This is a genomic window from Thioalkalivibrio sp. AKL12 (assembly GCF_000377925.1).
In the GTDB taxonomy this organism is placed as follows: domain Bacteria; phylum Pseudomonadota; class Gammaproteobacteria; order Ectothiorhodospirales; family Ectothiorhodospiraceae; genus Thioalkalivibrio; species Thioalkalivibrio versutus.
Genome location: NZ_KB898890.1, coordinates 121,131 through 147,582 on the forward strand (window position 1 = coordinate 121,131; position 26,452 = coordinate 147,582).

Annotated in this window: 22 protein-coding genes; 14 read left to right on the forward strand and 8 right to left on the reverse strand. The window is 66.6% G+C overall.

Going from position 1 to position 26,452, the window contains the following annotated elements; genetic code table 11:
• Window positions 1-39 precede the first annotated feature (39 nt).
• Window positions 40-654 (forward strand): ribosome biogenesis GTP-binding protein YihA/YsxC, encoded by a 615-nt coding sequence (yihA, locus tag D579_RS0101865; protein ID WP_018950926.1) that lies wholly within the window; start codon window positions 40-42, stop codon window positions 652-654.
• Window positions 655-936: 282 nt separating this feature from the next.
• Here yihA and D579_RS0101870 read toward each other — a convergent pair whose 3' ends face one another.
• From D579_RS0101870 to polA, 3 genes are read right to left on the reverse strand one after another with little or no spacing between them, the layout of a single operon-like run.
• Window positions 937-1,584 (reverse strand): SCO family protein, encoded by a 648-nt coding sequence (locus D579_RS0101870; protein ID WP_018950927.1) that lies wholly within the window; start codon window positions 1,582-1,584, stop codon window positions 937-939.
• A gap of 11 nt (window positions 1,585-1,595) precedes the next feature.
• Complete coding sequence (locus D579_RS0101875; RefSeq protein WP_018950928.1) at window positions 1,596-2,114, reverse strand: hypothetical protein; 519 nt, start codon at window positions 2,112-2,114, stop codon at window positions 1,596-1,598.
• Window positions 2,115-4,817 (reverse strand): DNA polymerase I, encoded by a 2,703-nt coding sequence (polA, locus tag D579_RS0101880; protein WP_018950929.1) that lies wholly within the window; start codon window positions 4,815-4,817, stop codon window positions 2,115-2,117.
• Between the two features lie 144 nt (window positions 4,818-4,961).
• Here polA and D579_RS0101885 point away from each other — a divergent pair, with 144 nt between their 5' ends.
• The 6 genes from D579_RS0101885 to ntrC all read left to right on the forward strand — a co-directional run bounded on the left by D579_RS0101885 (window position 4,962) and on the right by ntrC (window position 10,417).
• Window positions 4,962-5,687, forward strand: a complete 726-nt coding sequence (locus D579_RS0101885) for a TIGR00730 family Rossman fold protein (RefSeq protein ID WP_018950930.1) — start codon at window positions 4,962-4,964, stop codon at window positions 5,685-5,687.
• A gap of 2 nt (window positions 5,688-5,689) precedes the next feature.
• Window positions 5,690-6,082 carry a DUF2782 domain-containing protein gene (locus D579_RS0101890; protein ID WP_018950931.1) on the forward strand — a complete coding sequence of 131 codons (393 nt, stop codon included), beginning with the start codon at window positions 5,690-5,692 and terminating at the stop codon, window positions 6,080-6,082.
• Window positions 6,082-6,936 (forward strand): hypothetical protein, encoded by an 855-nt coding sequence (locus tag D579_RS0101895; protein WP_018950932.1) that lies wholly within the window; start codon window positions 6,082-6,084, stop codon window positions 6,934-6,936. Before D579_RS0101890 ends, D579_RS0101895 begins: the two co-directional genes overlap by 1 nt.
• A 102-nt stretch (window positions 6,937-7,038) precedes the next feature.
• A complete protein-coding gene (locus tag D579_RS0101900; protein WP_018950933.1) occupies window positions 7,039-7,695 on the forward strand; it encodes a DUF4124 domain-containing protein in 657 nt (218 codons plus the stop codon).
• 188 nt (window positions 7,696-7,883) lie between these two features.
• Complete coding sequence (glnL, locus tag D579_RS0101905; RefSeq protein ID WP_018937437.1) at window positions 7,884-8,981, forward strand: nitrogen regulation protein NR(II); 1,098 nt, start codon at window positions 7,884-7,886, stop codon at window positions 8,979-8,981.
• On the forward strand, window positions 8,981-10,417 hold the full coding sequence (gene ntrC, locus D579_RS0101910) for a nitrogen regulation protein NR(I) (protein WP_018145059.1): 1,437 nt from the start codon (window positions 8,981-8,983) through the stop codon (window positions 10,415-10,417). Before glnL ends, ntrC begins: the two co-directional genes overlap by 1 nt.
• A 250-nt stretch (window positions 10,418-10,667) precedes the next feature.
• On the opposite strand, the gene D579_RS0101915 is transcribed toward ntrC, so the two are convergent.
• Window positions 10,668-11,660: a dihydroorotate dehydrogenase gene (locus tag D579_RS0101915; RefSeq protein ID WP_018937436.1), complete on the reverse strand. Its 993-nt coding sequence runs from the start codon at window positions 11,658-11,660 to the stop codon at window positions 10,668-10,670.
• Between D579_RS0101915 and D579_RS0101920 the strand changes: the two genes are divergently transcribed.
• A complete protein-coding gene (locus D579_RS0101920) occupies window positions 11,659-12,123 on the forward strand; it encodes a tRNA (cytidine(34)-2'-O)-methyltransferase (RefSeq protein WP_018937435.1) in 465 nt (154 codons plus the stop codon). The genes D579_RS0101915 and D579_RS0101920 overlap by 2 nt on opposite strands.
• A 118-nt stretch (window positions 12,124-12,241) precedes the next feature.
• On the forward strand, window positions 12,242-13,114 hold the full coding sequence (locus D579_RS0101925; RefSeq protein WP_018950934.1) for a dienelactone hydrolase family protein: 873 nt from the start codon (window positions 12,242-12,244) through the stop codon (window positions 13,112-13,114).
• A 115-nt stretch (window positions 13,115-13,229) separates the two neighbouring features.
• On the opposite strand, the gene D579_RS0101930 is transcribed toward D579_RS0101925, so the two are convergent.
• Window positions 13,230-14,288, reverse strand: coding sequence for a porin (locus tag D579_RS0101930; protein ID WP_018950935.1), 1,059 nt, complete (start codon window positions 14,286-14,288; stop codon window positions 13,230-13,232).
• A gap of 210 nt (window positions 14,289-14,498) precedes the next feature.
• On the opposite strand from D579_RS0101930, the gene D579_RS0101935 reads away from it, so the two are divergent.
• Window positions 14,499-15,944 (forward strand): hypothetical protein, encoded by a 1,446-nt coding sequence (locus D579_RS0101935; RefSeq protein WP_018950936.1) that lies wholly within the window; start codon window positions 14,499-14,501, stop codon window positions 15,942-15,944.
• 73 nt (window positions 15,945-16,017) lie between these two features.
• Window positions 16,018-18,081, forward strand: a complete 2,064-nt coding sequence (locus D579_RS0101940; protein ID WP_369791810.1) for a TonB-dependent receptor family protein — start codon at window positions 16,018-16,020, stop codon at window positions 18,079-18,081.
• A 111-nt stretch (window positions 18,082-18,192) separates the two neighbouring features.
• Here the strand turns inward: D579_RS0101940 and D579_RS0101945 are convergent, their stop codons facing one another.
• Window positions 18,193-18,921, reverse strand: coding sequence for a rhomboid family intramembrane serine protease (locus tag D579_RS0101945; protein WP_012981436.1), 729 nt, complete (start codon window positions 18,919-18,921; stop codon window positions 18,193-18,195).
• Window positions 18,922-19,124: 203 nt separating this feature from the next.
• Window positions 19,125-20,630, reverse strand: a complete 1,506-nt coding sequence (locus tag D579_RS0101950) for a SulP family inorganic anion transporter (RefSeq protein WP_018950938.1) — start codon at window positions 20,628-20,630, stop codon at window positions 19,125-19,127.
• A 310-nt stretch (window positions 20,631-20,940) separates the two neighbouring features.
• Between D579_RS0101950 and D579_RS0101955 the strand changes: the two genes are divergently transcribed.
• The gene (locus tag D579_RS0101955; protein WP_018145067.1) at window positions 20,941-21,429 is read left to right on the forward strand and encodes a universal stress protein; all 489 of its coding nucleotides are present in this window, start codon (window positions 20,941-20,943) and stop codon (window positions 21,427-21,429) included.
• A gap of 95 nt (window positions 21,430-21,524) precedes the next feature.
• Here D579_RS0101955 and moaA read toward each other — a convergent pair whose 3' ends face one another.
• Entirely contained in the window at window positions 21,525-22,535 is a 1,011-nt protein-coding gene (gene moaA / locus D579_RS0101960) for a GTP 3',8-cyclase MoaA (RefSeq protein WP_018168892.1), read from the reverse strand.
• A 235-nt stretch (window positions 22,536-22,770) separates the two neighbouring features.
• Here moaA and D579_RS0101965 point away from each other — a divergent pair, with 235 nt between their 5' ends.
• Together D579_RS0101965 and D579_RS0101970 are read left to right on the forward strand one after the other, a co-directional pair.
• Entirely contained in the window at window positions 22,771-25,680 is a 2,910-nt protein-coding gene (locus D579_RS0101965) for a molybdopterin oxidoreductase family protein (protein ID WP_018168893.1), read from the forward strand.
• A gap of 75 nt (window positions 25,681-25,755) precedes the next feature.
• Window positions 25,756-26,451, forward strand: coding sequence for a 4Fe-4S dicluster domain-containing protein (locus D579_RS0101970; protein WP_038032074.1), 696 nt, complete (start codon window positions 25,756-25,758; stop codon window positions 26,449-26,451).
• Window position 26,452: the final 1 nt, after the last annotated feature.

A 26,452-nucleotide genomic window follows, 5' to 3' on the forward strand; every position in this document is an offset into this window, starting at 1 on the left:
AAACCGAGCCCCGCACTCGGCCAAGGACTGTATCCCCCCATGCAACCCCGATTCCGCGAGACCGCCTTCATGCGCGGGGTGGCTCAGCTATCCCAGCTCCCCGAGGATGCCGGCGTCGAGATCGCCTTTGCCGGGCGTTCCAATGCCGGTAAGTCGAGTGCCCTGAATGCCCTGTGCGGGCGCAAGGCACTGGCGCGGGTCGGGCGCACACCGGGACGCACCCAGGAGATCAACCTGTTCAGCCTGCCGCCGGCCGAGCACTGGCGGCTGGTGGACCTGCCGGGTTACGGCTTTGCCAAGGTCTCGGCCGGCAAGCGGGCCGAGTGGGACCAGTTGCTGGGGGCATATCTGCGGACGCGCCAAAACCTGATCGGGCTGGTGCTGATCATGGATATCCGCCGCCCGCTGACGGACCTGGATCGCCAGCTGCTGGAGTGGGTCCCGCTGGAGCGCTGCCGCCTGCACTGTGTGTTGACCAAGGCGGACAAGCTCTCGCGCCAGGAGGCCGATCGGCAGCTGCGCAAGGCCCATGGCGAGCTCGAGGTCATGGGCGTGGAGGCGACGCTGCAGACCTTTTCTTCCCTGAAAAACCAGGGCGTGGACGATTTGCGCGGCCTGCTCGGCGACTGGCTGGTTGACCACGAGTCCGGTTGAGCCACGGGCATGGGGCCGGGTGTCAGGCGTTGGGTCAGGAGGCTTGGACAAAAAGAAGCCCCGGCCTTGGGGTGGGACCGGGGCTAATTTCGGCCTCTACAGGGGGGGGAGAGGCCTAGTGCCCGCTCAGGGAGAGAAGCGGGCCGCGCTGGGCTAGAGCGCTTATGAAGTGAGAAAGCGTCGTCCGGGCAAAGTTCCGGCCGGATCCGTCTGGATTGCGAATTTTTTCACAGAATCGATTGCCCCGGCCTCACACAGGCGTCCTGCGTGAAAGGGGCGAACTTATTCGCGGCCCTCATGGCCCTCTATTCGGGCCTGCAAGGTAGCCACCAGCTCGCTTGCCGATGTCCCGTGCGGGTGGATCTCCAGGAGTTCGCCTTCGGGCCCGATCAGGTAGGTGGACGAGCTGTGATCCACCACATACCCCATGGCCGAGTCGATCTCGGTGCGTTCGTAGAACACCCCGTAGCGTTCGGTGATGGGGCGTAGCTCCTCGTGGGAACCCGTGGCGGCCTGGATGGCCGGGTGGAAGTGGCCGACGTAGGTTTCCAGGCGCTGGGCGTCGTCGCGTTCCGGGTCGACGCTCACCAGTACCGCGGCGACCTTGTCCTCCAGTTCCGGGGGCAGGCGATCCAGCGCGGCGCTGATCCAGCCCAGGCTGGTGGGGCAGGCATCCGGGCAGGCGGTGTAGCCGAAGTACACCCAGACGTATTGCCCTTCCAGGTCCGCGAGCCGGAACCGGTTGCCCTCGGTGGATACCGGCAGTTCGATCGGCCCGCCGGATACCGCATCCGCCACCGGCAGGCGTTCGTGGTCGGCCCCCTGGGGTACGGGCGGCGGTGCCGGGCGGAGCATCACGAAGACGAGCAGGGCGCCGGCCGCCAGCACGGCCAGCGCCCATAACAGGCTGCTCAGCGGAATGCGCTGCATGTCGATCTCCCTCAGGGTGTGTCGCTGTGGCTGCGGCGGGTGACGAAGCGGAACTGGACCCGGGCCGCATCGGGGTCGCCCGCGGGCATGACGGTGGCGGCCCAGGTCATGGCCTCGGTGGTGCAGATGGGCAGCGTCGTCTCGCCGGCGTAGCGGCCGTCGCCGGTATGTTCCAGTCGCGGGCGCTGAAAACCCATGTACATCTCCACCCCGGCCAGGTCCAGTTCCAGGGCCTCCGGGTCGCCCAAGTGGGTCCGCGCGGTCGCATCCAGATCCAGGGTCAGGGCCAGGGGTTGCAGCATCGGCACCGGGCGCGGCGCGATCTCGAGGGTGAGCGTGCCGCCTGCCGGATGGGTGGCGGTGCAGGGGGCGACGTTCAGATCGCACTCGCCCGGCTGGAGAATCGTGACGTCGCCCGAACCGCCGGTGTCCAGATAGCGATCAGCCAGCACCCAGGCCGTAGCCAGCAACAGGATCGCGACCAGCCAGGGGGCGACCCGATTGAAGCGCATGGCGGGCGCGTCCGTCATTTAGTGCGCATCGTCCCAGTTGGCGCCGACGCCGATATCCACCACCAGCTCCACGTCGAGATCGGCGGCGCCGCTCATGGCCTGGCGCACGAGGTCGGTCAACGCATCCAGTGCGTCGTCGGCGACTTCGAATACGAGTTCATCGTGTACCTGCATGATCATGCGGGCATCGATTCGCGCCTCTGACAGGTCGTTCGCGACCCGTACCATCGCGCGCTTGATGATGTCGGCGGCCGTGCCCTGCATCGGGGCGTTGATCGCGACGCGCTCGGACTGCTGGCGCCGGGCGCCGTTGCGACTGTTGATCTCCGGCAGGTACAGGCGGCGACCGAACAGCGTCTCGACATAGCCGTTCTCGCGCCCGCTGGCGCGCGCCTTCTCCATATAGTCGTGCACGCCGGGATAGCGATTGAAGTAGCGGTCGATGTATTCGCGCGCCTCGCCCTGCTCGATGCCGAGGTTGCGCGCCAGCCCCCAGGCGGACATGCCGTAGATCAAGCCGAAGTTGATCGCCTTGGCCGCCCGGCGCTGGTCGTTCGAGACCTGGTCTGGCTCTGTGCCAAAGACCTCGGCGGCGGTCGCGCGGTGGATGTCCTGCCCCTCGGCGAAGGCGCGCAGCAGGCCCGCGTCCTGCGACAGGTGGGCCATGATGCGCAGCTCGATCTGCGAGTAGTCGGCCGCCAGCAGCTGGTGGCCCGCCTCGGCGATGAACGCTTGCCGGATGCGCCGCCCGGCCTCGGTGCGCACCGGGATGTTCTGCAGGTTTGGCTCCGACGACGACAGGCGCCCGGTGGCCGCACCCGACTGGTGATAGGACGTATGCACCCGCCCGGTCTTGGGGTGGATGCGCCGGGGCAGGGTCTCGGTATAGGTGCTGCGCAGCTTGGACAGCCCGCGGTGTTCCAGGATCAGGCGTGGCAGGGCGTAGTCACCCGCCATCTGTTCCAGCACGTCCTCGGCGGTCGAGGGCTGGCCCTTGGGCGTGCGCCGCAGCACCGGCAGCCCCAGGCGTTCAAACAGGATCTCCTGGATCTGCTTGGGCGAGCCGAGGTTGAACTCGCCACCAGCCTCCTCGAAGGCCTCGCGCTCGATACGTTCCATCTCGGTCAGCAGCGCCTGGCTCTGCGCGCCGAGCTGGTCCGGGTCGACCTTCACGCCTGCACGCTCGATATCCGCCAGGACCGGGACCAGCGGCATCTCGATCTCGCGGTAGACGAAGGCCGGGCCTTCCGCTTCCTTCAGGCGCGGCTGGAACACCGCATCCAGCTGCAGGCAGATGTCGGCATCCTCGCCGGCGTAATCGGTGGCGATGCCGATATCCACCTCGGCGAACGGGATCTGCTTCGCGCCCTTGCCGGCCACGTCCTCGTAGTGCGTAGTCTTGTAGTCCAGGTGGCGCTCGGCCAGGGAGTCCAGGTCGTGGCGGTTGGCGCCGGCGTCCAGGCAGAAGGATTCGAGCAGGGTGTCGTCCTGGATCCCGCGCAGGGTGATGCCGTGATTGCCCAGCACGTTGCGGTCGTACTTCAGGTGATGGCCGAGCTTGCCGTGGTCCGGGGACTCCAGCCACGGCTTCAGGCGTTCCAGCGTCGTGTCGAACGGCAGCTGCGGGTCCGCATCCGGCCCGGTATGGGCGAGCGGAAGGTAGTACGCGGTACCCGGCTCGAACGCGAACGACATGCCGACCAGTTCGGCACGCATCGCATCCAGGCTGGTGGTCTCGGTGTCGAAGGCCACGCGCTCGGCCTTGTCCAGGCGCTCCAGTAGCCCAGCGAAATCGGCCTCTTCGCGAACGGTCTGGTAGTCGCCCTTCGTCTGCGCGGGTCCGGGGTTGTCGGCGGCGGTATCGCCGTTGCCGCCCTCCAGTTCCGCGCGCCAGCGAGTGAAGCCGTAGCGGCGCACCATCTCCAGTAGGCGGTCATGGTCCGGCTCCTGGATCGCGAGGTCGTCGGGGCCGACATCCAGCGGGACATCGCGCTTGACCGTGATCAGCTCGCGCGAGGTCGGCAACCGGTCGGTGGCCGCGCGCAGGTTCTCGCCGATCTTGCCGCCGATGTCGTCGGCCTGCTCGAGGATGGTGTCGAGGTCGCCGTACTTCGCGATCCACTTGGCCGCGGTCTTCGGGCCGACCTTGTCGACGCCCGGGATGTTGTCGACGCTGTCGCCCATGAGCGCGAGATAATCGACGATCTGCTCCGGGGCGACGCCGAACTTCTCCCGCACGCCGTCCGGGTCCAGGGTGACGCCGCTCATGGTGTTCACCAGCGTGATGCGGTCATCCACCAGCTGGGCGAGATCCTTGTCGCCGGTGGAGATCACCACCGCGTGGCCGGCGCGCGCCGCCTGGTCGGCCAGGGTCGCGATCACGTCGTCGGCCTCGACACCCCCGACGCACAGCAGCGGCAGGCCCATCGCCCGGACCAGCTCGTGCAGAGGCTCGATCTGGGCCGCCAGCTCATCCGGCATCGGGGGGCGGGTGGCCTTGTATTCGGGGTAGATGTCATCGCGGAAGGTCTTGCCCTTGGCGTCGAACACCACCGCCATGTGCTCCGGCCCGTAGTCCGCGCGCAGCTTGCGCAGCATGTTGGCCACACCGATCATCGCGCCGGTCGGGGCGCCATCCGGCGCGGTCAGTGGCGGCAGGGCGTGGAACGCGCGGAACAGGTAGGACGAGCCGTCGACCAGGACGAGGGGCGGTTGCGACATGCAGGCGGAATCCGGACAGGGAACGCGCGCCATTCTACAGGGCTGGCCGTGAGGCGCCCATTCGTGCGGGCCATTTGTATGGATACGTTTGTATGGACGCGGGGCGCCCGTTACGCTTGAGTCTCCATCCGAGGAACCCGCCGCATGAACAACCGTGAACGTGCCGAACACCCGGGCCTGCGTCCGATTGATGACTCTGCCCTGACCCGTGAAAGCTGGAAGATCTTCCAGATCATGGCGGAGTTCGTGGAGGGCTTCGAGCGCCTGGCGCACATCAAGCCCTCGGTCAGCATCTTTGGTTCTGCACGCTTTCCCCCGGAACATCGCTATTACCAGCTGGGCGAGACGACCGCGCGCCAGTTGTCGGATGCCGGCTTTGCGGTGGTCAGCGGTGGCGGGCCGGGCATCATGGAGGCGGCCAACAAGGGCGCCTTCGCCGGGCACTCGCCCAGCATCGGCCTGAACATCCAGCTGCCCCACGAGCAAAGTTCCAATCCCTATCAGGACATCGGGCTCGGTTTTCGCCACTTCTTTTCGCGCAAGGTGATGTTCGTGAAGTATGCATCCGCCTACGTGGTCCTGCCGGGCGGCTTTGGCACACTGGACGAGCTGGCGGAGATCCTGACGCTGGTGCAGACCGGCAAGACTCGGCGTATCCCCGTGGTCCTCGTGGGCAGCGAGTTCTGGAAGGGGCTGCTCGACTGGTTCCAGGATACCCTGGTGGAACAGGGCACCATCGACGAGGAGGACCTGCAGCTATACTCGTTGGTAGATTCGCCGGAGGATGTGGTGAGCGCGATTTTCGAGCACTACGAGACGCGCAGCTTCGAGCCGTCCGCGGAAGAAAAGAAACGACTGATGGAGCTGTGACGATGACCCCGACCCGCCTGAGCCTGCCCCTGTCGCTGCTGGCGGCCCTGCTGCTGGTGCCCGGTTCGGCGCTGGCGCAGGAAGACCGCGAGTGGGGGGATGCCCCGCCGCCGCCGGAACTGGACGAGGCTGCCGATCCGCCGCCCCCGGTGCTGGACGAGCGCGCCCGCGAGCAGCGCTCCCTGGAAGAGGCCGACATCATCATTATCGAGCGCGATGGCGAGACGCGGCGCGAGTACCGCATGGGCGGCGAGCTGGTCATGGTCGAGGTTACGCCCGCGGTCGGCCCGACCTACTACCTGATTGATACCACCGGCGATGGCACGCTGGATGGTCGCCGCAACGAGCTGGATCCCGACTTTGTACCCCCGTCCTGGGTGATTTTCCGATGGTAATGAATGAATCCGAAATTCAGCGCTGTGGCGAGCTTGCCGATCTGGCACTGACGGTCGGTCCCGAGGGGCCGGAACTCGACGGCCGGCCGGTGCAGTGCCTGCGCCTGCCGGCTGCTGCGGCGCCGGCCCTGGAGCAGGCACTCGGCAAGGTCCCTGCTGGCTGTGGCCGTGTGATCGGCCGGGGTACGGATGATGCGGCCGGGCAGGTGGTCCTGGTGCTCGAGCGTGGCCAGGCCATTCAGGGCACGGTCGCGGCCGAGGGGCCTGGCAGCCTGGAGGCCCTGGGCGAGCGCGCGGCCGACTGGCAGGGCCGCCACACGGCCGGCGCCCTGCCCGCTGGAGACGGCTACCGCCGCGGCGTGCTGCAGCAGAGGATGCGCGAGCGTGCGGACACAATCACGTCTTCGCTGGATGCCGAATCGCGGACGATCCTGGATGCCGAGCTGCACCATCAGGGGCTGTACCGTTTCGAGGACCTGCCGCTGGCGGGAAGCGTCTGGCAGACGGTCCGCATCTATCCGGAGGGCGCCGGCCTGGCCGATTTGGTCCTCCCGCCCGCGCCGGTGCCGGCCTTCTGGCAGGTCGCACGGCTCGCCCTGGCGGTCGCCGTGGATGACGCGGGGCGGCCGGATGCCGAGGGCTACCGGGCGTTGCTGTCCGGATATAACGGACGGCGGCCGTTGACCGCCATCGAGCGAGGGGCGGCGCCAACCCTGCTGCGCCTGGCTGCGCTGGACGACTGGCTCGCCGCACTGGAGGCCGGGGCCGATGGGCGCGCCGAGCGCGAACGGCTGGCAGCCCTTCAGGCAGAAGCGGCTCGCTTGCAGGGTATCTGGGTTCGCGCCGCGGCTTGAGGGCCCAGCCGGCCCGCGCTGACGTGTGGGGCGCCTGGGCCAGTCGTTCGCAAACACAACGAGGCGGGGTCGTGGATCCGTGCCTTCCAAGGAGGAAAGCCCATGTTCCGAATCGCTGTCTGGCTGGCGTTGCCCCTGGCCGCCCTTCTCGCCCCTGCGCTCCTGAGTGCCGACGTCTATCGCTGGACCGACGATCAAGGCAATGTCCACTTCGGCGACCGCCCCCCCGAGGGGAGCCGTAGCGAATCGGTCGATGTGCGTGAGCCGATGCGGGGCGTGCCGCTGGAGGGCGCGCGCGAGATCCTCGAGCGCCCCGTGCGCCCGCGCGGTCAGCCCGAAGCGGAGGGTGCCTACCAGCGGGTCGCCATCGCGCGGCCGGGGGATGGCGAGGGCGTGCGGGCGAACGATGGCAATGTGACCGCGGAGCTCGAGATTGAACCGGCGCTTGACGCCGATGCCGGCCACCGCGTGGTCTGGTTGCTGGACGGGGAGGCCGCCGGTGAGGGGGCCTCGACGAGCACGACCTTCCAGGGCCTGAACCGCGGTGCCTATACCCTGCAGGCGCGGGTCGTGGACGAGTCGGGTCAGGAACTGGGCGCCAGCGATACCATCGAGTTCAACGTGCTGCGCATGGCCATCCCGCGCAGCCAGCAACAGCAGCAACGGCCCCAGCAGTTTCCGTCGGGCGGTGCACCGCAGGCACCGCAGGCACCGCAGGCTCCCCGGGCGCCGCAGCCGGTGACGCCTGGCCCGAATTGACGCCGCCACGCGCATAGCGCACCGAAGTGGTGCGGTTGACGCCCCAGAGTGGTGCTATTATTGCACCACTCTGGGGCGTTTCGGTTTCAAGGGTGTCGGCGGCCAGGCTCCTGGTGTGACGCAGCCCTCGGCTTCAGCGTCCCGCCCGGCGATTTTCGCTTGGCGCGATTCCTGCTTGAGGCCTTTCGATGACTACGCCCGCTGCCAATCCCGGTATGACCACCCCGCCCTGGTGGGACGACCTCTCCACGGCCGTGCTGGTGACCGATGCGGAACTGCGCCTGCTGAGCCTGAACAGTGCGGCCGAGGTCCTGCTCGGGCTTAGTCGCGAACGCATCGTCGGCCACGGACTGGGGCAATGGCTCAAGCTGGACCGGAATCTGGCCAACCGCCTGCGTTCGGCGCTGACCCTGGATCAGCCGATCACGCTGCGTGCCCGTCAGATGGAGCCCCTCCGAGCCGACAGCTTCCTGGCCGACGTGATCATCACGCCACTGCACGCCGCCGGCGAGCGGCCGGGCCAGCTGCTGTTCGAACTGAACGCCATCGATCGCCACGAGCGCATCAGCCGCGAGGAACAGTTGCAGAAGCAGCAGGCGATCACCCGTGCAGTGACGCGCGGGCTGGCGCACGAGATCAAGAACCCGCTGGGCGGGCTGCGCGGCGCGGCGCAGTTGCTCGCCAGCGAGCTGGACGACTCGGGCCTCAAGGAATACACCCAGATCATCATCCGCGAGGCGGACCGCCTGCGCAGCCTGGTCGACCGCATGCTGGGGCCGAACAACATGCCGCGGCGCGAGGCCGTCAATCTGCACGAGGTCCTGGAGCACGTCCGGGGCCTGGTCAGCGTGCAACTGCCGCTGGGGCTGAAGATCCGCGGCGACTACGACCCCAGTATTCCCGACGTGCAGGCCGATCGCGACATGCTGGTGCAGGCTATCCTCAACCTGGTGCAGAACGCGGTGCATGCGCTGGAAGACGGGGGGCAGATCACCCTGAGCTCGCGGATCCTGCGCCAGTACACGATCTCCGGGAAGCGCCACCGGCTGGTGGCCAAACTGAGTGTGCGCGACAACGGCCCCGGCATCCCGGAGGAGATCCGCGAACGCATCTTTTTCCCGATGGTCACCGGGCGCGCCGAGGGCACCGGGCTGGGGCTGCCGATTGCCCAGAGCCTGATCCAGCTGCATGACGGCTTGATCGAATGCCATTCGCGCCCGGGGGCGACCTCATTCGACATCCTGCTTCCTATTGATTCCCCCCAGGGCCGGGAGGAGACGCACTGATGGAACCCATCGTCTGGATCATTGACGACGACGACTCGATTCGCTGGGTGCTGGAACGCGCCCTCCAGCGTCACGCGATCGCCGTGCGCGGCTTCGAGACCGCGGACGCTGCCTGGGCGGCGCTCGAGCGCGATCCGGTCCCGGACACCATCGTCGCCGACATCCGCATGCCGGGCCTGAACGGGCTGGATTTCCTCGCCCGCATGCAGACCCGCCCGGATCCGCCGCCGGTCATCATCATGACCGCCTTCTCCGATCTGGAGAGCGCGGTGGGCGCCTACCAGACCGGGGCCTTCGAGTACCTGCCCAAGCCGTTCGACGTGGACGAGGCCGTGGCCCTGGTGCAGCGCGCGCTGGAGGCGCGCCGTGCCGGGCAGGAGAACGGCCCTGCCGGTCCCGAGATCGAGGAGACCCCGATCATCGGCGAGGCCCCGGCCATGCAGGAGATGTTCCGTGCCATCGGACGGCTCTCGCGCAGCAATATCACCGTGCTGATCAATGGCGAGTCCGGTACCGGCAAGGAGCTGGTCGCGCGGGCCCTGCACCAGCACAGCCCGCGCGCCGACCAGCCGTTGATCGCGCTGAACACCGCGGCCATCCCCAAGGATCTGCTGGAAAGCGAACTGTTCGGTCACGAACGCGGGGCGTTCACCGGGGCCAACCAGAGTCGCAAGGGCCGCTTCGAGCAGGCCGATGGCGGCACCCTGTTCCTCGACGAGATCGGCGATATGCCGTTCGACCTGCAGACGCGCCTGTTGCGGGTGCTGTCCGATGGCACGTTCTACCGTGTGGGCGGGCATACCCCGATCCGGGTGGACGTGCGCATCATCGCCGCGACCCACCAGGACCTGGAAGAACGCGTCCGCGCGGGCTTGTTCCGCGAGGATCTGTTCCACCGCCTGAACGTGATCCGCATCCACGTGCCCTCCCTGCGCGAGCGGCCGGAGGATATCCCGTTGCTGGTACAGCACTTCATGGCCGAGGTCGCTCAGGAACTGGGGGTGGAGGCCAAGACCATGCGCCCCGAGGTGGTCGCGGAGCTGCAGCGCCTGCCGTGGCCGGGGAACGTCCGCCAGCTGGAGAACACCTGCCGCTGGCTCACCGTCATGGCATCGGGCCGGGAGGTGCACCTGGATGACCTGCCGGCCGAGTTGCACCAGCCGACCGAGAGCCGTGCCGAGCCCGGGAGTGCCCCGGTCCGTGTCGCTGCCGGCCCGCGGGACTGGACCGCCGAACTCGCCCAGGTCGCCCGTCAGCACTGGCAGCGCGGTGATCACGACCTGCTGGGCTCGGTCTTGCCGCAGATGGAACGCACGGTGATCCGCGAGGCCCTGAACGCGACCGGTGGTCACCGCCAGCAGGCGGCCGCCCTGCTTGGGTGGGGCCGCAACACCCTCACTCGCAAGATCCAGGAGCTCGGCCTCGACGACGAGTAGGTCTTTTCACCGCGAAGGCACGAAGAAGGGCAAGGGCGATTTAACCCCAGAGATCACGGAGGACACGGAGAAAACCAGGGATCGTTTTGTTACGGGTAGGATGCCGATGAGCCATGCGAAACGCATCGGCCACACGGGGTGTCTCGCCCCCGATGCGTTTCGCATGGCTCAACGCATCCTACCCCTCTGAAAAATTGGCGCCTTTCTCCGTGTGCTTCGTGGTCAACAGGCTCTTTAGTGAACCGGCCTTTCAGGTGGTGGGATCCTGCGGAGCAGGCGGGGCGCAGGCGGAGACGGCACCGTTCAGTTGCAGGGTGCCGGTCAGGTCGCGCACGTGGGTGTAGCCGTGGCGGTCCATGTAGTCGCTGATACCGTGCAGGATCTTCGGCAGGCACAGTGCGTCGTAGAACAGGCCCGTGCCCACGCCCACGGTGCTGGCGCCGGCGATCAGGAATTCCAGCGCGTCGGTGGCATTCATCACGCCGCCCTGGCCGATGATCGGCACGTTGTGCGGCGCGGCCACCTGATAGACCTGCTGCACCTTCAGCAGCGCGATCGGCTTGATCGCCGGGCCGGACAGGCCGCCCTGGTTGTTGCCGATGACCGCGCGGCGGTTTTCCACGTCCACTGCCATCCCCATCAGGGTGTTGATGACCGCAAAGGCGTCGGTGCCGGCCTCGATGCAGCGCCGGGCATTCTCGGCGATGTCGGTCTGGTTGGGCGAGAGCTTGGTGATCAGCGGCTTGGAGGTGACCTTGCGGCAGGCCTCGACCACCCGGGCGGACATGTCCGGGTCATTGCCGAAGGCGACGCCGCCTTCCTTCACGTTGGGGCAGGAGATGTTGATCTCGATGGCGTCGATCGGTGAGTCGTCGAAGCGCCGGGTGACCTCGATGTACTCCTCGAGGGTGGAGCCCGACACGTTGGCGAAGAAGCGCGTCTCGTCGAAATCCAGCTGCGGCAGGGTGTGGTCCACCACGTGGTCGACCCCGGGGTTCTGCAGGCCGATTGCGTTCAGCATCCCGTCCGGGGTCTCGTAGACGCGATGCGGCGCGTTGCCCAGGCGTGCGGCGCCCGTGGTGCCCTTCAGGCAGATGGCCCCGGCATCGCGGTTGGAGAAACCCGCCACGCGGGTGTATTCCTCGCCAAAGCCGACACAGCCGGACAGCAGCACCAGCGGCGTGTTCAAATGCAGGCCGCAGAATTCCAGGGCCAGCCGCGGATCGGTGCGCGAATCACTCATGCTTCACATCGTCCTCTATGAACCGGAGATCCCGCCGAACACGGGCAATATCATTCGTCTGGCGGCCAATACCGGGGCGGCGCTGCACCTGATCCACCCGCTCGGCTTCGAGCTGGACAGTGCGCGGGCGCGCCGCGCCGGGCTCGACTATCACGAGCTGGCCCGGGTGCAAGAGTATGACAGCCTCGACCAGTGGCGGGAATCGGTGCAGCCTGGCCGGGTGTTCGCCATGACCACGCGCGGGCAGGCCCGCTACGACGCCCCGACCTTCCGCGATGGCGATGCCTTGTTGTTCGGCCCGGAGACGCGCGGTCTGCCGGAGTCGGTCCTGGAGACCCTGCCGCCGGAGCATCGCCTGCGCCTCCCGATGCGCGAAGGCAGCCGCAGCCTCAACCTCTCCAATGCCGTCGCGGTGGTGGTCTACGAGGCCTGGCGCCAGCTGGGGTTTCCCGGCGGCGCATGATCCCAACCTGGCGGGATGGGCACGGCCTGCGGGATTGCACTACCCTCGGAAGAAAGCACCCGCGCCGTCCGTCTTTCGAGGACGATCGCGTCCGTACGTCCACCACGAGAGGTTTCCGATGTTTCCAGTGCTGCGTTCTTTCTGTCTGCTGGCCGCCACGGCCCTGATCTCGGCCCCGCTGGCGGCCGATGAACCCACCGGTTCCGATAGCTGGTGGTGGGACGACAACTGGTGGGAGGACGGGGTCATGTACGCCGATCTCGAAAACCACGAGGTGGCGATCGAACGCATCGAATACGAGCGCGATGGCATCGGCATTCCGGCGATGGTCGCCCGTCCGGCGGACGGTGAGGACTATCCCGCAATCCTCTGGACCCATGGCCGGCGCGGCCTGGACGATCTGGCCGAACTGCACGTGAAGCGCCTGGCCGCGCGCGGTTTCGTCGTGCTGGCGCCGGATCTGTACACCGGCCGCTTTATGGAGAGTCATCCGCTGGACCATGATTACGAGCTGGAAGGTGATCTGAACAGCGGTCTGGACGTGCTGCTGGAACGCGACGACATCGTGGGTGACCGCGCCTGTCTGGTGTCCATCACCCGTGGCGGCTACAAGGCGCTCAAGGTCGCCGTCACCTTCGAGCGCCAGGTCGAGGATGTCGCCTGCTGGGCCGGCTACTACCCGCACCTGCAGGACCCGAACCTGGGCGAGCCGCACCAGGTGTATCGCTACGCCAACGAGGTCAACGAGCTCGAGATCCCGATGATGATCCTGATCGGGGACGAGGAGCAGTACCAGCGCCACCGCACCGCGCGCATGGCCGCCGATGGTCTCGCAAGCCGCGGGGGCGAAGTGCACTGGATCGAATACCCGGGCGTGGGCCGCGGCTTCGACTTCCGCAACGGCAACAACCGCACCTTCGCCGACGACCTCGCATCGCGCGACGCCATGATCCGCGTCACCCGCTTCGTCAATCAGCACCTGCGCGACTGACCTCGCTGCCGTCCGCGAGCTGGGCACCAACGAAAAAGGCCCCGCCGGGGCGTAATCCGGCGGGGCTCGGAAAACGGGGACGGCGGTCCTGGCCGCCGGCCCCGGTATTGCTCGGTCAGAAGTCGTAACGCATGCCGATCGAAAACGCGGTTGCGTTCTCGCCGGCGGTGCCGCCGGGGCCGGAGGAGCGCGCGGCGCCCCAGGGCGTCAGAGCCGAGGCATCGTCGTTGTCGACCATGGCGATGTTGCCGTAGAAGCGCAGATCGCTATCCAGGCGGTATTCGAGACCCAGGGCATACATGGTGGCGTCGGCGTCGTCCAGATCGGAATCCAGCTGGAAGACGTGGCCGTTCAGGTACATGCTCGGGGTCAAGCGGAACTGGCCGCCCAGGCCGTAGATATCCGCTTCGATGTCAGGGGTTACAAAGACATCCGGGTTGGTGCTGACAGTTCGCGTGTTGTCGACTTCCGAGTTCTGATAGAAGGCGCCAATGCGGAAGGCCGGGGTGATGCGGTAGCCGACGGCCAGGCGCCAGGCGTCAGGATCGTTGGCCCCATTCTCCTGCTTTTCATAAGCCAGGGCGCCGGTAAGGTCGCCCATGCTGAGGTTCAGCGAGGTCGAGTAGGCCTTGTTTTCTGCTCCATCCCCGGTCGTGGCGTCACCGGTCTCGTTGGAGTACTGGATGTTCCAGGTCAGGCCGCCGAAGCTGGGGGTCTGGTAGTGGATGCTGTTGTTGAAGCGCTCGTCGTAGCGGCCGTGAGCCGTGGTGCGCGTCAGGTTGCGCATATCGCCGACCTGATCGCCGAAGAAGTTGGCCGGGCCACGGGCGCGCTTGAACGGGGTGTCGAACTTGCCGATCCGCAGCATGCCCCACTCGGAACCCTTCAGGCCCACAAAGGTGTCGCGGGTCGCGAAGTTTGTGCCGTTGGTGTCGAAATCGATCTGCTGCTCGATCTGGAACATGCCGACCAGCTGTTCGCGGAATTCGCGCTCGCCCTTGAAGCCCAGGCGGCTGGAATTGCTCGAGACGTTGAATTCGTTGTATTCGGCGCCGTCATCCAGGATGTCGGCGGACAGGTGGGCGCGGCCGTACAGCGTCCAGTCGGCGGTGGCCAGGGCCGGGACGACCAGGCCGGCGGCGATCAGGCTGGTCAGCAGGTGCTTGCGGTTCATGGATTTCTCCCCTATTTGCGTTTGAACGTTTGCGAGACGCGAGTGCCTCTCGACAGGGCGCAAGCATGGGGAGGCCGGGTGACGCCCCGGTTAAGCTGCGATGAAGATCGCGTTAAAAGGCAACACTGTTGTGTAGACGCAACGGCTATCCGGGGGAACCGGTCGAAGCGTGCCCGGTCTGCTCAGGCAAGGGCGACACGATCTGCCCGAATGTCGAACACACGTCAGGGGAAGAAGATCATGACGACATCCGTAAAGGCGCTGGCCACGGTCGTGGCGTTCACACTGGCGGGTATGGCGAACGCCCAGGCCACCCCGGTGGGTGTGGCGCAGGGGCTGGATGCGGACGAGCGGGTCCTGGTGCATGCCAAGGGCATGGCCGCCGAGGATGCGTTCATGGTGTTGGGGGCGCTGACCGTCAAGGGCCGCTTGATGCGCGACAGCGAGCTTGGCCATGAGGGCTACCGGCCGGATCTGTCGGAGGATCCCATGCAGTCCGTCGGCCAGACCTGGCTGGAGCTGCTGGATACCGTGCACGGCCGGCTGGTCGACGACGGCCGCATCCGGGCGCATGCAGGGGGTGATGACGAGGCGGCCCCGGCGGTCTATGCCGATGCGGCCTACCTCTATCACATGCATCACAGCGCCGGGCGTTTCGAGCATCTCGGTCTGTACGACGAGCTGACGCATACGCCCTCGCCATTGATCTCTATCCTCACCAGCCATGTCGTCAACGAGCGCCACGCCGACGGGGTCATGCATGCGGCGAATGATTCCGAAGCCGACGGCTTCGCCTACGGGCTGGACGCGCTGCATGCCGCGACGTACGCCTGGGTGCGCCAGGACAAACCGGGTGGCGCAGAGGATATGGGTAAGATGGAGCGTGCCGCGCTGGAGGGCTGGCTGGGCCACTCGCGCGAGGATCTGGTGGAGGTCGCCCGGGCCATGGCCGAGGCTGCGGAGGCGGCATGGGACGCGGAGGCCGGCATCTATCAGCTTGACCAGGGCGCGGAGTGGTCGCTGGACCAGATCGGAGCGATGTTGCGCGGCCACAAGGCGCTCTACGAGATGCTGTACCTGTACGGTGACTCGGCGGATGCCGAACGCGCCGCGACCCTGGCGGATCGCGCCGCAGCCATTGCCGGTGCGGTAATGGCGGGCCATGGCCCGATGCGCGACTGGGGCCTTCCGGCCCGGCTGAAATTCGAGGACGGCAATGCCCGAGCAGCCGCCGATTACGTGGATACCGCGGCGCAGTGGCGTTTCGTGCATCAGCTGACTGGCGGCTTCTCGCTACTGCGCGAGCGTGAGGGCACCGCGGGCCTGATCGGCGAGCGCACCCCGGAGCTGGAAGGCCAGGTGGGACGTGCGATCGACCGGTTGTTGTTGGGTGCGCTGGACTACCAGCTGGAGGACGGGACGATCCCCGCGGCCCTCAGTTACGCCGATGGGCGCGTCATCGACCCCCGGGTGACCACACGGTCGGTCGCGGCCTTCGTGCAGGCCGTTGGCAATGGCTACCGCATCGGGGAAGCGTTCGATCGGCCCGGCGCCTGGGAAGAGGGTTCTCCTCTGGCGGAGCGCAGCCGCGCGTTGTATGACGCCTTCCTCGGCCATGGCGAGCTCCTGACCGAACGGCTGATTCTCCGGGAGTAACGGCAGCGTGCCGAAGCGGTTGCTCAGTGCGAGTGGCCGGGATGCCCGTGGCGCATTCAGCGGGGCCGTCCTGGTGCTTCCCCTGGCAGGCTTGGGGCTCGCCCCGGCATGGGCGGAGGATGAGGCGCCGCCGAGGCTCGATCCGGTCGAGATCACGGTGACGGCGCCGCGCCTGGCGACCCCGCTGGCGGATCTGCCTGCGGCGGTCAGCCGGGTCGACGAGCGCCAGGCCACCGAGGGGCGCCAGGGCCTGCAGCTGGACGAGGCGCTCAACCGTGTGCCGGGGCTGTTCGCGCAGAACCGCTACAACTTTGCCCAGGATGCGCGAATCTCGATCCGCGGTTTCGGTTCGCGCGCCCCGTTCGGGGTGCGTGGACTGCGCATCCTCCAGGACGGGATCCCCGAGACCACGCCGGACGGGCAGTCGCAGGTGGATGCCATCGATCTGCTGAATCTGCGCGATATTGAAGTGCTGCGCGGGCCCAGCGCGGCGTTGTACGGCAATGCCTCCGGCGGTGTGATCGCTGCGCGCACCCGCGATGGGCGGGATCCGCGCGGCTTCGGCAGCGGCGTGCTGATGGGCAGCTACGGTTATCGGCGCGCCGAAGCGGTGGCGGAGCAGAACCATGGGACCCACCGCTATTCCCTGACCGCACATGATTTCGCCATCGACGGCTACCGCGAACAGTCCACCGCCGAGAAGCGCTATCTGCGCCTGCACACCGCCTCGGAACTGGAAGCCGGCACCCTCAACTTTCACCTGCGCTACCTGGATGCGCCGCGCACCGATGACCCCGGCGGCCTGACCCGCGAGGAGATGCGCGAGGACCGGCGTGCCGCGGCCCCGCTGTCCACGGCGCTGGACAGCACCCAGTCCGCCGAACAGCTGACCACGGGCCTGCAATGGGAACAGCCCTTGGCCGGGGGCGATCTGCGTCTGGGTGGCTTCTGGACCCAGCGCGACTATGCGCAGCAGTTGCCCTTCCCCGGGGATTCCCGCGTCGCCTACGAGCGCGATTTCTTTGGAGTCAATGCCCAGTACGAGCGCGATATCGGGCCGACCCGCGTGCTGACCGGTGTTGATCTGGAGGAGCAGCGCGACGACCGGACCCGGCGCTGTACCGACATTCAGGGAGCCGCGAACTGCCCGGGTGGCACGCCTTCGATCGGCGACCTGACGTTGGATCAGCGTGAACAGGCGCGCTCTCGCGGGGTATTTGTCCAGACCGATACCGCACTCGGGTCGGACTGGAACCTGGTGGCCGGCGCCCGTCACGATCGTATTCGCATGTCCATCGACGATCACTTCGCCGAGCGGTTTGACGACGGTAATGACGTCACGGACCGATCGGGCCGGCGGACCTTTGACGAGACCAGCGGCATGGCCGGGCTGATCTGGCACTTCCGGCCCGAGTATCGCGCCTACGTGAATGTGGCGACCAACTTCGAGACCCCGACCTTCACCGAGTTTGCCAATCCGGAGGGCGGAGGCGGCTTCAACCCCGAGGTGGACCCACAACGGGCGCGCAGTATCGAGGTCGGTATCCGGCGCGAGAATCCGCAGCTCTCCTGGGAGGCCTCGGTCTACGCTACCCGGGTGCGCGACGAGCTGTCGCCGTACCAGCTTGAAGGTCAGGGCGACCGGACGTTCTATACCAACGCCGGGCGCACGGCCCGCGATGGCGTTGAGCTAAGCGCAGACTGGCGGTTGAACCCACAGTGGACCCTGAGCGCCGCTGCAAGCCTCAATCGTTTCCGTTTTCGCGAGTTCGAGGATGCCGAGGGAGTTCGCCATGACGGCAACCGGATGCCGGGGCTGCCGCGCGAGCAGTTGTTCGTCGAGGCCGACTGGCGCGACGGCCCCTGGTTCGTGACCGTGGACGCGCTGCATGTGGGGTCGCGTTACGTGGACAACGCGAACACGGAGAAGGTGGGGCCGCAGGCGACGCTGAACCTGCGCGCCGGCCGGTTCTGGCAGCAGGGCGATACCCGTGCCGAGGCCTTCGTCGCCGCCAACAACCTGCTCGATGCGGACAATGTCGACAACATCCGGATCAATGCGGCGGGCGGCCGCTACTACGAGCCAGCGCCGGGTCTGACCTTGATGGCGGGGGTGCGGATGTATTTCGGACAGTGAGAGGGGGGCGGTGCGGTTCGCTGCGCTCACGGCACCCTACGATCTGCGGGTCCGGAAACATCATCGTAGGATGCGCTGAGCGTAGCGAACCGCATCAACACACGTGTCCGACTAATCACGTCGCCCCGGTTCCTCCGGCGGCTGTCTTGGCTCGATCTCGTCCAACCGCCCCTGCTCGATCTTGCGCAGGGTCTCCGGGTCGGTCTCGTCGTCGTCCTCCCAGGAGGATCGGCGCGCCGGGGGTAACGGGTCACGCCGGTACAGGAGCCCGCCACAGACCGCGCCCACCACCGCGCCGAACAGGTGTGCCTCGAAGGACACCTTGGGACCACTGGGGAACACGCCCCACAGCATGCTTCCGTAAAGGAACAGGATGATGATGGCGAGCGCGATGGACAGCGCATCGCGGCGGCGAATCCCGATCACGACCGCGAAGAACATCAGACCGTGGGTAAGGCCGGACGCCCCGATGTGCAGCCCCTCGCGGGCAAACAGCCACACGCCCAGTCCACCCATCAGCCAGATCAGCGGCACCGCCGTGCGCGTGGCCTGGGGAAAGCCGTAGAGGGTCAGCATGCCCAGCACCCAGAGGGTCGGGACATTGGCCAGCAGGTGGCCCCAGGAGCCGTGGATCAGCGGCGAGGTGATGATGCCCAGCACCCCGACCGCGTCGCGCGGGAGGATGCCCAGGCGTGACCAGTCACCGCCGGTCAGCTCCTGCAGCGCATGGATCGCGATCAGGATGCCGGCCCCGAGCATGGGCCACATCAGGGCGCGCCGAATGCGCTCGCGTTCGGCCCTGGGATCGGTCGGGGGTGCCGGCCGGCGCAGATTCATCATGTGCCTAGCCTGCCACGCTCGGGCACGAGGTCCAATTTCTCTGGCTCCCGGGCGCCGCCCCTGGCACCGTCATTGCGAGGCCCCGCAGGGGCCGTGGCAACCTCCCAAAGCTGGCGCCGAGTCGGGAGCCGGTGGTTCCGGATGGAGGTTGCCGCGTCGCCTTCGGCTCCTCGCAATGACGGTGCCGAAGGCGAACGGCGGGATTAGTGCCCGCCCGGCCCCAGGTCGGCGCCCTTGTCGTGCAGGGCGAGCTTGTCGTGGAGTTCGCCGCTCTCGCCGTGCGGGGCCTTCACGTCGACCTCCATGCCGTTACGGCGGAACTTGCCGACCACCTTGTCGATCGCGGCCACGGCCGAGCTGTCCCACAGCGAGGCGCGGGTCAGGTCGATCTCGACGTTATGGATGCCTTCGCGGTAGTCGAAGCTGTCGATGAACTTGTCCACGGCGACGAAGAAGAGCTGGCCGCGAACGGTGTAGATACGGGTCTTGCCGTCCTCCGACAGGTCACTCTTCACTTCCACCGCCTTGACCATCTTGCGCGCGAAGAAGATCGCGGCGAGCAGCACGCCGGCGAACACGCCCATCGACAGGTCGTGGGTGATCACGGTGACCGCGACGGTCACGATCAGCACCACGGCATCGGTGCGCGGCAACTTGTGCAGCGTGGTCAGCGAGCCCCAATCGAAGGTGGCGATGGAGACCATGATCATCACCGCGACCAGTGCGGCCATCGGGATGATCGAGACCAGATCGCCCAGCACCAGGATGAAGAACAGCAGGAACAGGCCGGCCGACAGGGTCGACAGCCGACCGAGACCGCCGGACTTGATGTTGATGACCGACTGGCCAATCATCGCGCAGCCGGCCATGCCGCCGAAGAAGCCGGTGACGATGTTGGCGATGCCCTGGCCCTGGGCCTCGCGGTTCTTGCCGGAGGGGGTGTCGGTCAGGTCATCGAGGATCGAGGCCGTCAGCAGCGACTCCAGCAGACCAACGATCGCCAGCGCGAAGGCGGTCGGGAAGATGATCTGCAGGGTCTCCAGGTTCCACGGGATGTCTGGGAACAGGAACACCGGCAGGCCGGAGGGCAGGTCGCCCATGTCGCCGACTTCCAGCGTGGGCATGCCCATGTAGTAGACGACGGCGGTTAGCGCGATGATCGCGACCAGCGGTGGCGGCAGGAGCTTCGGGTAGCCCGGGATCATCGGCAGGCCGTAGAGGATGATCAGGCCGGCCGCGACCAGCGCCCACATGGTGGTGTCGCCATCGACCAGGTAGGGCACCTGGGAGAGAAAGATCAGGATCGCCAGCGCGTTGACGAAGCCGACCAGCACGGTGCGCGGTATGAACATCATGTAGCGCGCGAGCTTGGCCCACGAGAACAGGAGCTGGATGAGCCCGGTCAGGATGGTGGCCGCCAGCAGATACTGCAGCCCGTGCTCGGCCACCAGCGTGACCGTGAGCAGGGCCATCGCCCCGGTTGCCGCCGAGATCATTCCGGGCCGCCCGCCGGCGAAGGCGATCACCACCGCCATGGTGAACGAGGCGTACAGGCCCACGCTCGGGTCCACGCCGGCGATGATGGAGAAGGCAATGGCCTCGGGGATCAGAGCCAGCGCGACCACGATCCCGGCGATCAGGTCGCCGCGGACATTGAAGAACCAGACCTTGCGCTGGCGGGACAGGAAGTCTTGTATGGTCTGCTGCACGTTGCGTTCCCCAATACCGGTGCGCGCCGAAGCCGACCAGGGTCGGGATCAACGGGTGAACGAACAGGTACCAGAGACTTTGGGAGGCGCGGATCCGCGCGAAGGGTTGGATCGGCGCTTCCCCGGGAAGTAGCCGGGCCCGGTTGCCACCAGTGGATGGCGCGGTTGCAAGCGGTTCGGTGCCAGTACAGACTGAGAACCGCTCAGGAAAGGCGCGAAATTGTACCACTCTATGTAGTCGGTTCTGAAGTTTTCATGCCCCCGGGCGCGTACGCCGGGTCGGTTTCATGCGATCACAAAGGGGATCCCCATGCTGCAGCGCGTCATCATCGCCATCGACTTCTCGCCCGCTTCGGCCTCGGCCCTGGCGATTGCCCGCCAGCACTGCCCGGGGGCGAAGAAGCGGTTGCTCTATGTGATGAAGCCGTCGGACGTGGCCGGTCCCAGCTCTGCCGGTGCGTTCAGTGGTGCGGGCTCGTCGCCGCTGAACGCGAAGGACATGCGCAATGCTGCGGAGGAGAAGGTGCGTGCCCAGATGCAGGAGTGGGCCGAGGCAGACGACGACGTCGCCATCGCCGTGGGCAGCGCCCCCGAGGAAATTTCCCGCCACGCCGAAGAGTGGGGTGCGGACATGATCGTGATGGGGACCCGTGGGCGCAGCCAGATCTCCAACATGCTCTCCGGTTCTGCCACCGAGTGGCTGGTGCGCAATGCGCGCCTGCCGGTGCTGGTGGTGCACGACGTGCCGCTGTCCGACTCGATGAAGGAAAAGCTGCCGCCGGAAGGCGCCGTCGACTGAAGCGGCTCGCAGCCCTCCCGGCATGCAGAAGGCCCGCTTTCAGCGGGCCTTTCTCGTTCCTGCGGCATGCTCTCGCGATGACGGCTGGTCGGGCGTCAGCCCCCGGTCATGGACATGAAGCGCAGGACTTTCTCCGGGCGCTCGGAGAATTCGTGGCGTTCCGGCTTCAGGTTGATGGCCTGTACCACCAGGTCCTCCAGTTCCGAATCGGTGCAGCCCTCGCGCAGGTAGGGGCGCAGGTTCAGGCTGTGGTCGTTGCCGAGGCAGGTGTAGATGGTGCCGTCCACCGACAGGCGCACGCGGTTGCAGGTATCGCAGAAGTGCTGCGAGATCGGGGTGATGAAGCCGATGCGCACATCGGTATCCGGGATCTGCATGTAGCGCGCCGGGCCACCCCCGGGCATCACGCCGGGCACCAGGTTGTAACGCGGCTCCAGGCGGGCACGCACATCCTGCAGGTTCACGTAATGGCCCTCTTTCGCCTGGCGGCCCGTGTCGCCCATCGGCATGGTCTCGATGAAGCGCAGGGTGAAGCCGTGCTCGATGCAGAAGTCGACCATGTCCTCGACCTCCGGCTCGTTGATCCCGCCCATCACGACCATGTTGATCTTGATTGGGGCGAGGCCCGCGGCCTTGGAGGCCATCAGCCCGTCCAGCACCTTCTCCAGCTTGCCGCCGGTGATCTCCTTGAAGACCTCGGGCTTGAGCGAATCGAGGCTGACGTTGATCCGGTCGACGCCAGCATCCTTCAGCTCCTGCGCATGGCGCGCCATGCGCGTGGCGTTGGTGGACAGCGAGATATCGTCGATGCCGGGCAGGGCATTCAGGCGCGCGGCCAGATCCGGGAGGTTCTTGCGCACCAGGGGCTCGCCGCCGGTCAGGCGCACACGGCGGGTGCCGAGGCGACCGAAGGCGCCCATCACGCGCTCGATCTCCTCGAAGCTGAGCCAGTGTTCCGGCTCCTCGAAGTCGCGAAAGCCCTTGGGCATGCAGTAGAAACAGCGCAGATCGCAGCGATCGGTGACCGAGAGGCGCACGTATTCGATGCGGCGACCGAAGGCGTCGATCAGGGCGTTTCCTTCCGTGGGGGTGTCGGCGTGTTCCATTGGCGGGCCTGTGACGTCGAGTGGGGCGATATGTTCCGTGGTACACATCGTAGATCATTTTGCGGTCTTTGCCACATGAACGTGCAAATCATCTGTGGATTCGCGCCACAATAAAAAAAATCTTCACCCGATAATTCTGGTTTATCCGCAAATAGAAAAGACTCGTTGGCAGAATGTGTCCGCTCCGTCCACAATGCGCGATGCATAACTGAACCGAGATCACGAGGTCGCCCCCATGAGCGCGTTGCCCGAATTCGAAAAGCACGGCGAGCAGGAGATCAAGTACACCACCTGCTACATGTGCGCCTGTCGTTGCGGTATCAAGGTTACCGTCCAGGACAACAAGGTCCGCTACATCCAGGGGAATCGGCACCACCCGATCAACAAGGGTGTGCTCTGCGCCAAGGGCAACGCGGGGATCATGAAGCAGCAGTCCCCGGCGCGCCTGCACCAGCCGATGCGCCGCAAGCCGGGCACCGAGCGCGGTGCTGGCGAGTTCGAGCCGATCTCCTGGGACGAGGCGCTGGACACCCTGTCCGCGCGCCTGCAGAAGATCCGCGAGACCGACCCGCGCAAGCTGGCGTTCTTCACCGGCCGTGACCAGATGCAGGCCCTGACCGGCCTGTGGGCAACCCAGTTCGGTACCTACAACTGGGCGGCCCACGGTGGCTTCTGCTCGGTGAACATGGCCGCCGGCGGCCTGTACACCACGGGCTTCGCCTTCTGGGAATTCGGCGACCCCGACTGGGATCGCACCAAGTACCACATGCTCTGGGGTGTGGCGGAAGACCATGCCTCCAACCCGATCAAGATCGGGCTGGAAAAGCTCAAGCGCAGCGGCGGCAAGTTCGTCGCGATCAACCCGGTGCGCACCGGCTACCAGGCTATCGCCGACGAGTGGGTGGGCATCAAGCCCGGCACCGACGGCCTGTTCGCGCTGTCGATGCTGCACGTGCTGCTGAAGAACGACCAGTTCGACTGGGACTTCCTGGTGCGCTACACCAACGCCACCCAGCTGGTGGTACAGACCCCGGGCCAGAAGGGCGACGGCCTGATCCTGCGTGACGAGGCCGGCAACCCGCAGGTCTGGGAACTGGAGAAGGAGGCCTTCGTCGACGGCAGCCAGGTCGACATCAAGCCGGCCCTGTTCGGTGAGTACACCGCCCCGGACGGCCGCCCGGTCAAGACCGTGATGACCCTGCTGGCCGAACGTTACCTGGCGGACGAGTATTCCCCGGAGAATACCGCCGCGGTGACCGGCATCCCGGCCGAGCAGACCGAGCGCCTGGCGCTGGAGATGGCCCACGTCGCGTTCAAGGAGACCATCGAGCTCGACATCGAGTGGACCGACTCCTGGGGCCGCAAGCACGACAAGGTGTTCGGGCGTCCGGTGTCCATGCACGCGATGCGCGGCATCTCCGCGCACTCCAATGGATTCCAGACCTGCCGCGCGATCCACCTGCTGCAGATCATGCTGGGCTCGGTGGACTGCCCCGGCGGTCACCTGGCCAAGCCGCCATATCCGAAGCACATCCCGCCGGGCATCAAGCCGGCCAAGGAATGCGCCCCGAACACCCCGCTGAAGAGCCCGCCGCTCGGTTTCCCGACCGCGCCGGAGGATCTGGTCATCGATGACGACGGCAACCCGCTGCGTATCGACAAGGCCTTCTCCTGGGATGCGCCGGTGTCCAACCACGGCATGATGCACATGGTGGTGACCAATGCGGTCAACGCCGACCCGTACCCGATCGACACCCTGATCTTCTTCATGGCGAACATGTCGTGGAACTCCACGATGAACACCGCCGAAGTGATGGACATGCTGCGGTCCAAGGACGAGAACGGCGAGTACAAGATCCCGTTCCTGGTGGTCTCGGATGCGTTCAATTCCGAGATGGTCAGCTTCGCCGACCTGGTGCTGCCGGATACCACCTATCTGGAGCGCTACGACACCATCTCCATGCTCGACCGCCCGATCTCCGAGCCGGCCGCGGCGGCGGATTCCATCCGTCACCCGATCCTCGAGCCCGATCGCAACGTGCGGCCGTGGCAGGAGGTCATGGTCGAGCTGGCCGGGCGCCTGAAGTTCCCGGCGTTCACCAAGGACGATGGCAGCCGCAAGTTCTCGGACTACAAGGACTTCATCGTCAACTTCGAGAAGGAGCCGGGCATCGGCTTCCTGTCCGGCTATCGCGGCAAGGACGGCCAGAGCCACTTGCGCGGCGAGCCGAACCCGAAGCAGTGGGAGGCGTACATCGAGAACCAGGGGTTCTTCCTGTACCACCTGGCGCCGAACCAGCAGTTCTACCGCTACGCCAACAAGGACTACCTGGAGCTGGCCAAGCACGCCGGCTGGGTAGGCAAGACCGATCCGATCACGATCGAGATCTACTCCGAGACCCAGCAGCGCTTCAAGCTGGCCGGCCAGGGCCTGTACGACGGCCCGCAACCGACCAAGCAGGAGCACAAGGACCGGCTGACCCAGTACTTCGATCCGCTGCCCATCTGGCACAAGCCGCTGGAGCAGACCCGGATCGACGAGGACGAGTACCCGTTCTACGCGGTCAACCAGCGCCCGATGTTCATGTACCACTCCTGGGATTCGCAGAACGCCTGGCTGCGCCAGATCTGCGCCCAGAACTACCTGTACATGAACCGTCAGAAGGCGGAGTCCATGGGCATCGAGGATCTGTCCTGGGTGTGGCTGGAGTCGCACAACGGCAAGATTCGCGTGCAGGTCAAGCTGATCGAGGGCTGCGAGCCCAGCACCGTCTGGACCTGGAACGCCATCGGCAAGCAGAAGGGCGCCTGGGGCCTGAAGCCGGAGGCGAACGAGTCGCAGAAGGGCTTCCTGATGAATCACCTGATCAGCGAGCTGCTCCCGAAGAAGGGCGACCCGATCGACAACATCACCAACTCCGACCCGGTCACCGGGCAGGCCGCGTGGTACGACCTCAAGGTCAAGATCACCCCGGCCGGTCCCGACGAGCAGAGCGCCTGGCCGCAGTTCGACGAGGTGAAGGCCACGCCGGGCATGTCCGAATCGCCGGACCAGCTGCGCTACCACGCGCACAAGCCCGTGCACCTGAACCGCGACATCCGCGACGTGCTCACGCGCGGTTCGCTGGACGACGAGAAAAACTGATCCGGCCCGGTTCCGCGACGGCCTCAAGGCCATCGCGGGGCTTGCCCGCACGAACGATTTGAGGGAGTACCAACCATGCGACTTGGACTCGTAATCGACATGGACACCTGCGTGGGCTGCCATGCCTGCGCGGTGGCCTGCAAGCAGTGGAACACCAGCGGCACCACGGGTCCGCTGACCGACTATCGCCCCTACGGTGAGGACCCGAGCGGCGTGTGGTTCAACCGCATCCGCCACTACGAGGTCGGGGACTACCCCAACAACAAGACCGTCAACATCCCGATGTCCTGCATGCACTGCGAGCATGCCGACTGCGTGAATGTCTGCCCGACCGGCGCCTCCTACAAGCGTCCGGAAGACGGCATCGTGCTGGTCGATCAGGACAAGTGCATGGGCTGCAACTACTGCGCCTGGGCCTGCCCGTACGGCGCTCGCGAGCTCGACCGCGAAGACGGCGTGATGAAGAAGTGCACGCTTTGCGTGGACCGCATCTACGACGAGCAGCTGCCGCCGGAAGAGCGTCAGCCCGCCTGCGTCATCACCTGCCCGGCGCACGCGCGTTTCTTCGGCGACTTCGATGACGACGCCTCCGAGGTGAGCCGCCTGGTCCGCGAGCGTGGCGGCGTGAAGCAGATGCCCGAGCTTGGCTACAAGCCGGTCAACACCTATCTGCCGCCGCGGATCACCCGTTCCATCCCCACCGACGACGTGCGTGCCAACACGCTGATCACCTCGGTGAAGGACTGGGTCAACAAGATGGTGGCGCGCTAAG

Excerpts from the sequence above, each read along its gene's own strand:
- yihA (WP_018950926.1), top strand. The coding sequence starts at position 40 with ATGCAACCCCGATTCCGCGAGACCGCCTTCATGCGCGGGGTGGCTCAG.
- D579_RS0101870 (WP_018950927.1), bottom strand. The coding sequence starts at position 1,584 with ATGCAGCGCATTCCGCTGAGCAGCCTGTTATGGGCGCTGGCCGTGCTG.
- D579_RS0101875 (WP_018950928.1), bottom strand. The coding sequence starts at position 2,114 with ATGACGGACGCGCCCGCCATGCGCTTCAATCGGGTCGCCCCCTGGCTG.
- polA (WP_018950929.1), bottom strand. The coding sequence starts at position 4,817 with ATGTCGCAACCGCCCCTCGTCCTGGTCGACGGCTCGTCCTACCTGTTC.
- D579_RS0101885 (WP_018950930.1), top strand. The coding sequence starts at position 4,962 with ATGAACAACCGTGAACGTGCCGAACACCCGGGCCTGCGTCCGATTGAT.
- D579_RS0101890 (WP_018950931.1), top strand. The coding sequence starts at position 5,690 with ATGACCCCGACCCGCCTGAGCCTGCCCCTGTCGCTGCTGGCGGCCCTG.
- D579_RS0101895 (WP_018950932.1), top strand. The coding sequence starts at position 6,082 with ATGAATGAATCCGAAATTCAGCGCTGTGGCGAGCTTGCCGATCTGGCA.
- D579_RS0101900 (WP_018950933.1), top strand. The coding sequence starts at position 7,039 with ATGTTCCGAATCGCTGTCTGGCTGGCGTTGCCCCTGGCCGCCCTTCTC.
- glnL (WP_018937437.1), top strand. The coding sequence starts at position 7,884 with ATGACTACGCCCGCTGCCAATCCCGGTATGACCACCCCGCCCTGGTGG.
- ntrC (WP_018145059.1), top strand. The coding sequence starts at position 8,981 with ATGGAACCCATCGTCTGGATCATTGACGACGACGACTCGATTCGCTGG.
- D579_RS0101920 (WP_018937435.1), top strand. The coding sequence starts at position 11,659 with ATGCTTCACATCGTCCTCTATGAACCGGAGATCCCGCCGAACACGGGC.
- D579_RS0101915 (WP_018937436.1), bottom strand. The coding sequence starts at position 11,660 with ATGAGTGATTCGCGCACCGATCCGCGGCTGGCCCTGGAATTCTGCGGC.
- D579_RS0101925 (WP_018950934.1), top strand. The coding sequence starts at position 12,242 with ATGTTTCCAGTGCTGCGTTCTTTCTGTCTGCTGGCCGCCACGGCCCTG.
- D579_RS0101930 (WP_018950935.1), bottom strand. The coding sequence starts at position 14,288 with ATGAACCGCAAGCACCTGCTGACCAGCCTGATCGCCGCCGGCCTGGTC.
- D579_RS0101935 (WP_018950936.1), top strand. The coding sequence starts at position 14,499 with ATGTCGAACACACGTCAGGGGAAGAAGATCATGACGACATCCGTAAAG.
- D579_RS0101945 (WP_012981436.1), bottom strand. The coding sequence starts at position 18,921 with ATGATGAATCTGCGCCGGCCGGCACCCCCGACCGATCCCAGGGCCGAA.
- D579_RS0101955 (WP_018145067.1), top strand. The coding sequence starts at position 20,941 with ATGCTGCAGCGCGTCATCATCGCCATCGACTTCTCGCCCGCTTCGGCC.
- moaA (WP_018168892.1), bottom strand. The coding sequence starts at position 22,535 with ATGGAACACGCCGACACCCCCACGGAAGGAAACGCCCTGATCGACGCC.
- D579_RS0101965 (WP_018168893.1), top strand. The coding sequence starts at position 22,771 with ATGAGCGCGTTGCCCGAATTCGAAAAGCACGGCGAGCAGGAGATCAAG.
- D579_RS0101970 (WP_038032074.1), top strand. The coding sequence starts at position 25,756 with ATGCGACTTGGACTCGTAATCGACATGGACACCTGCGTGGGCTGCCAT.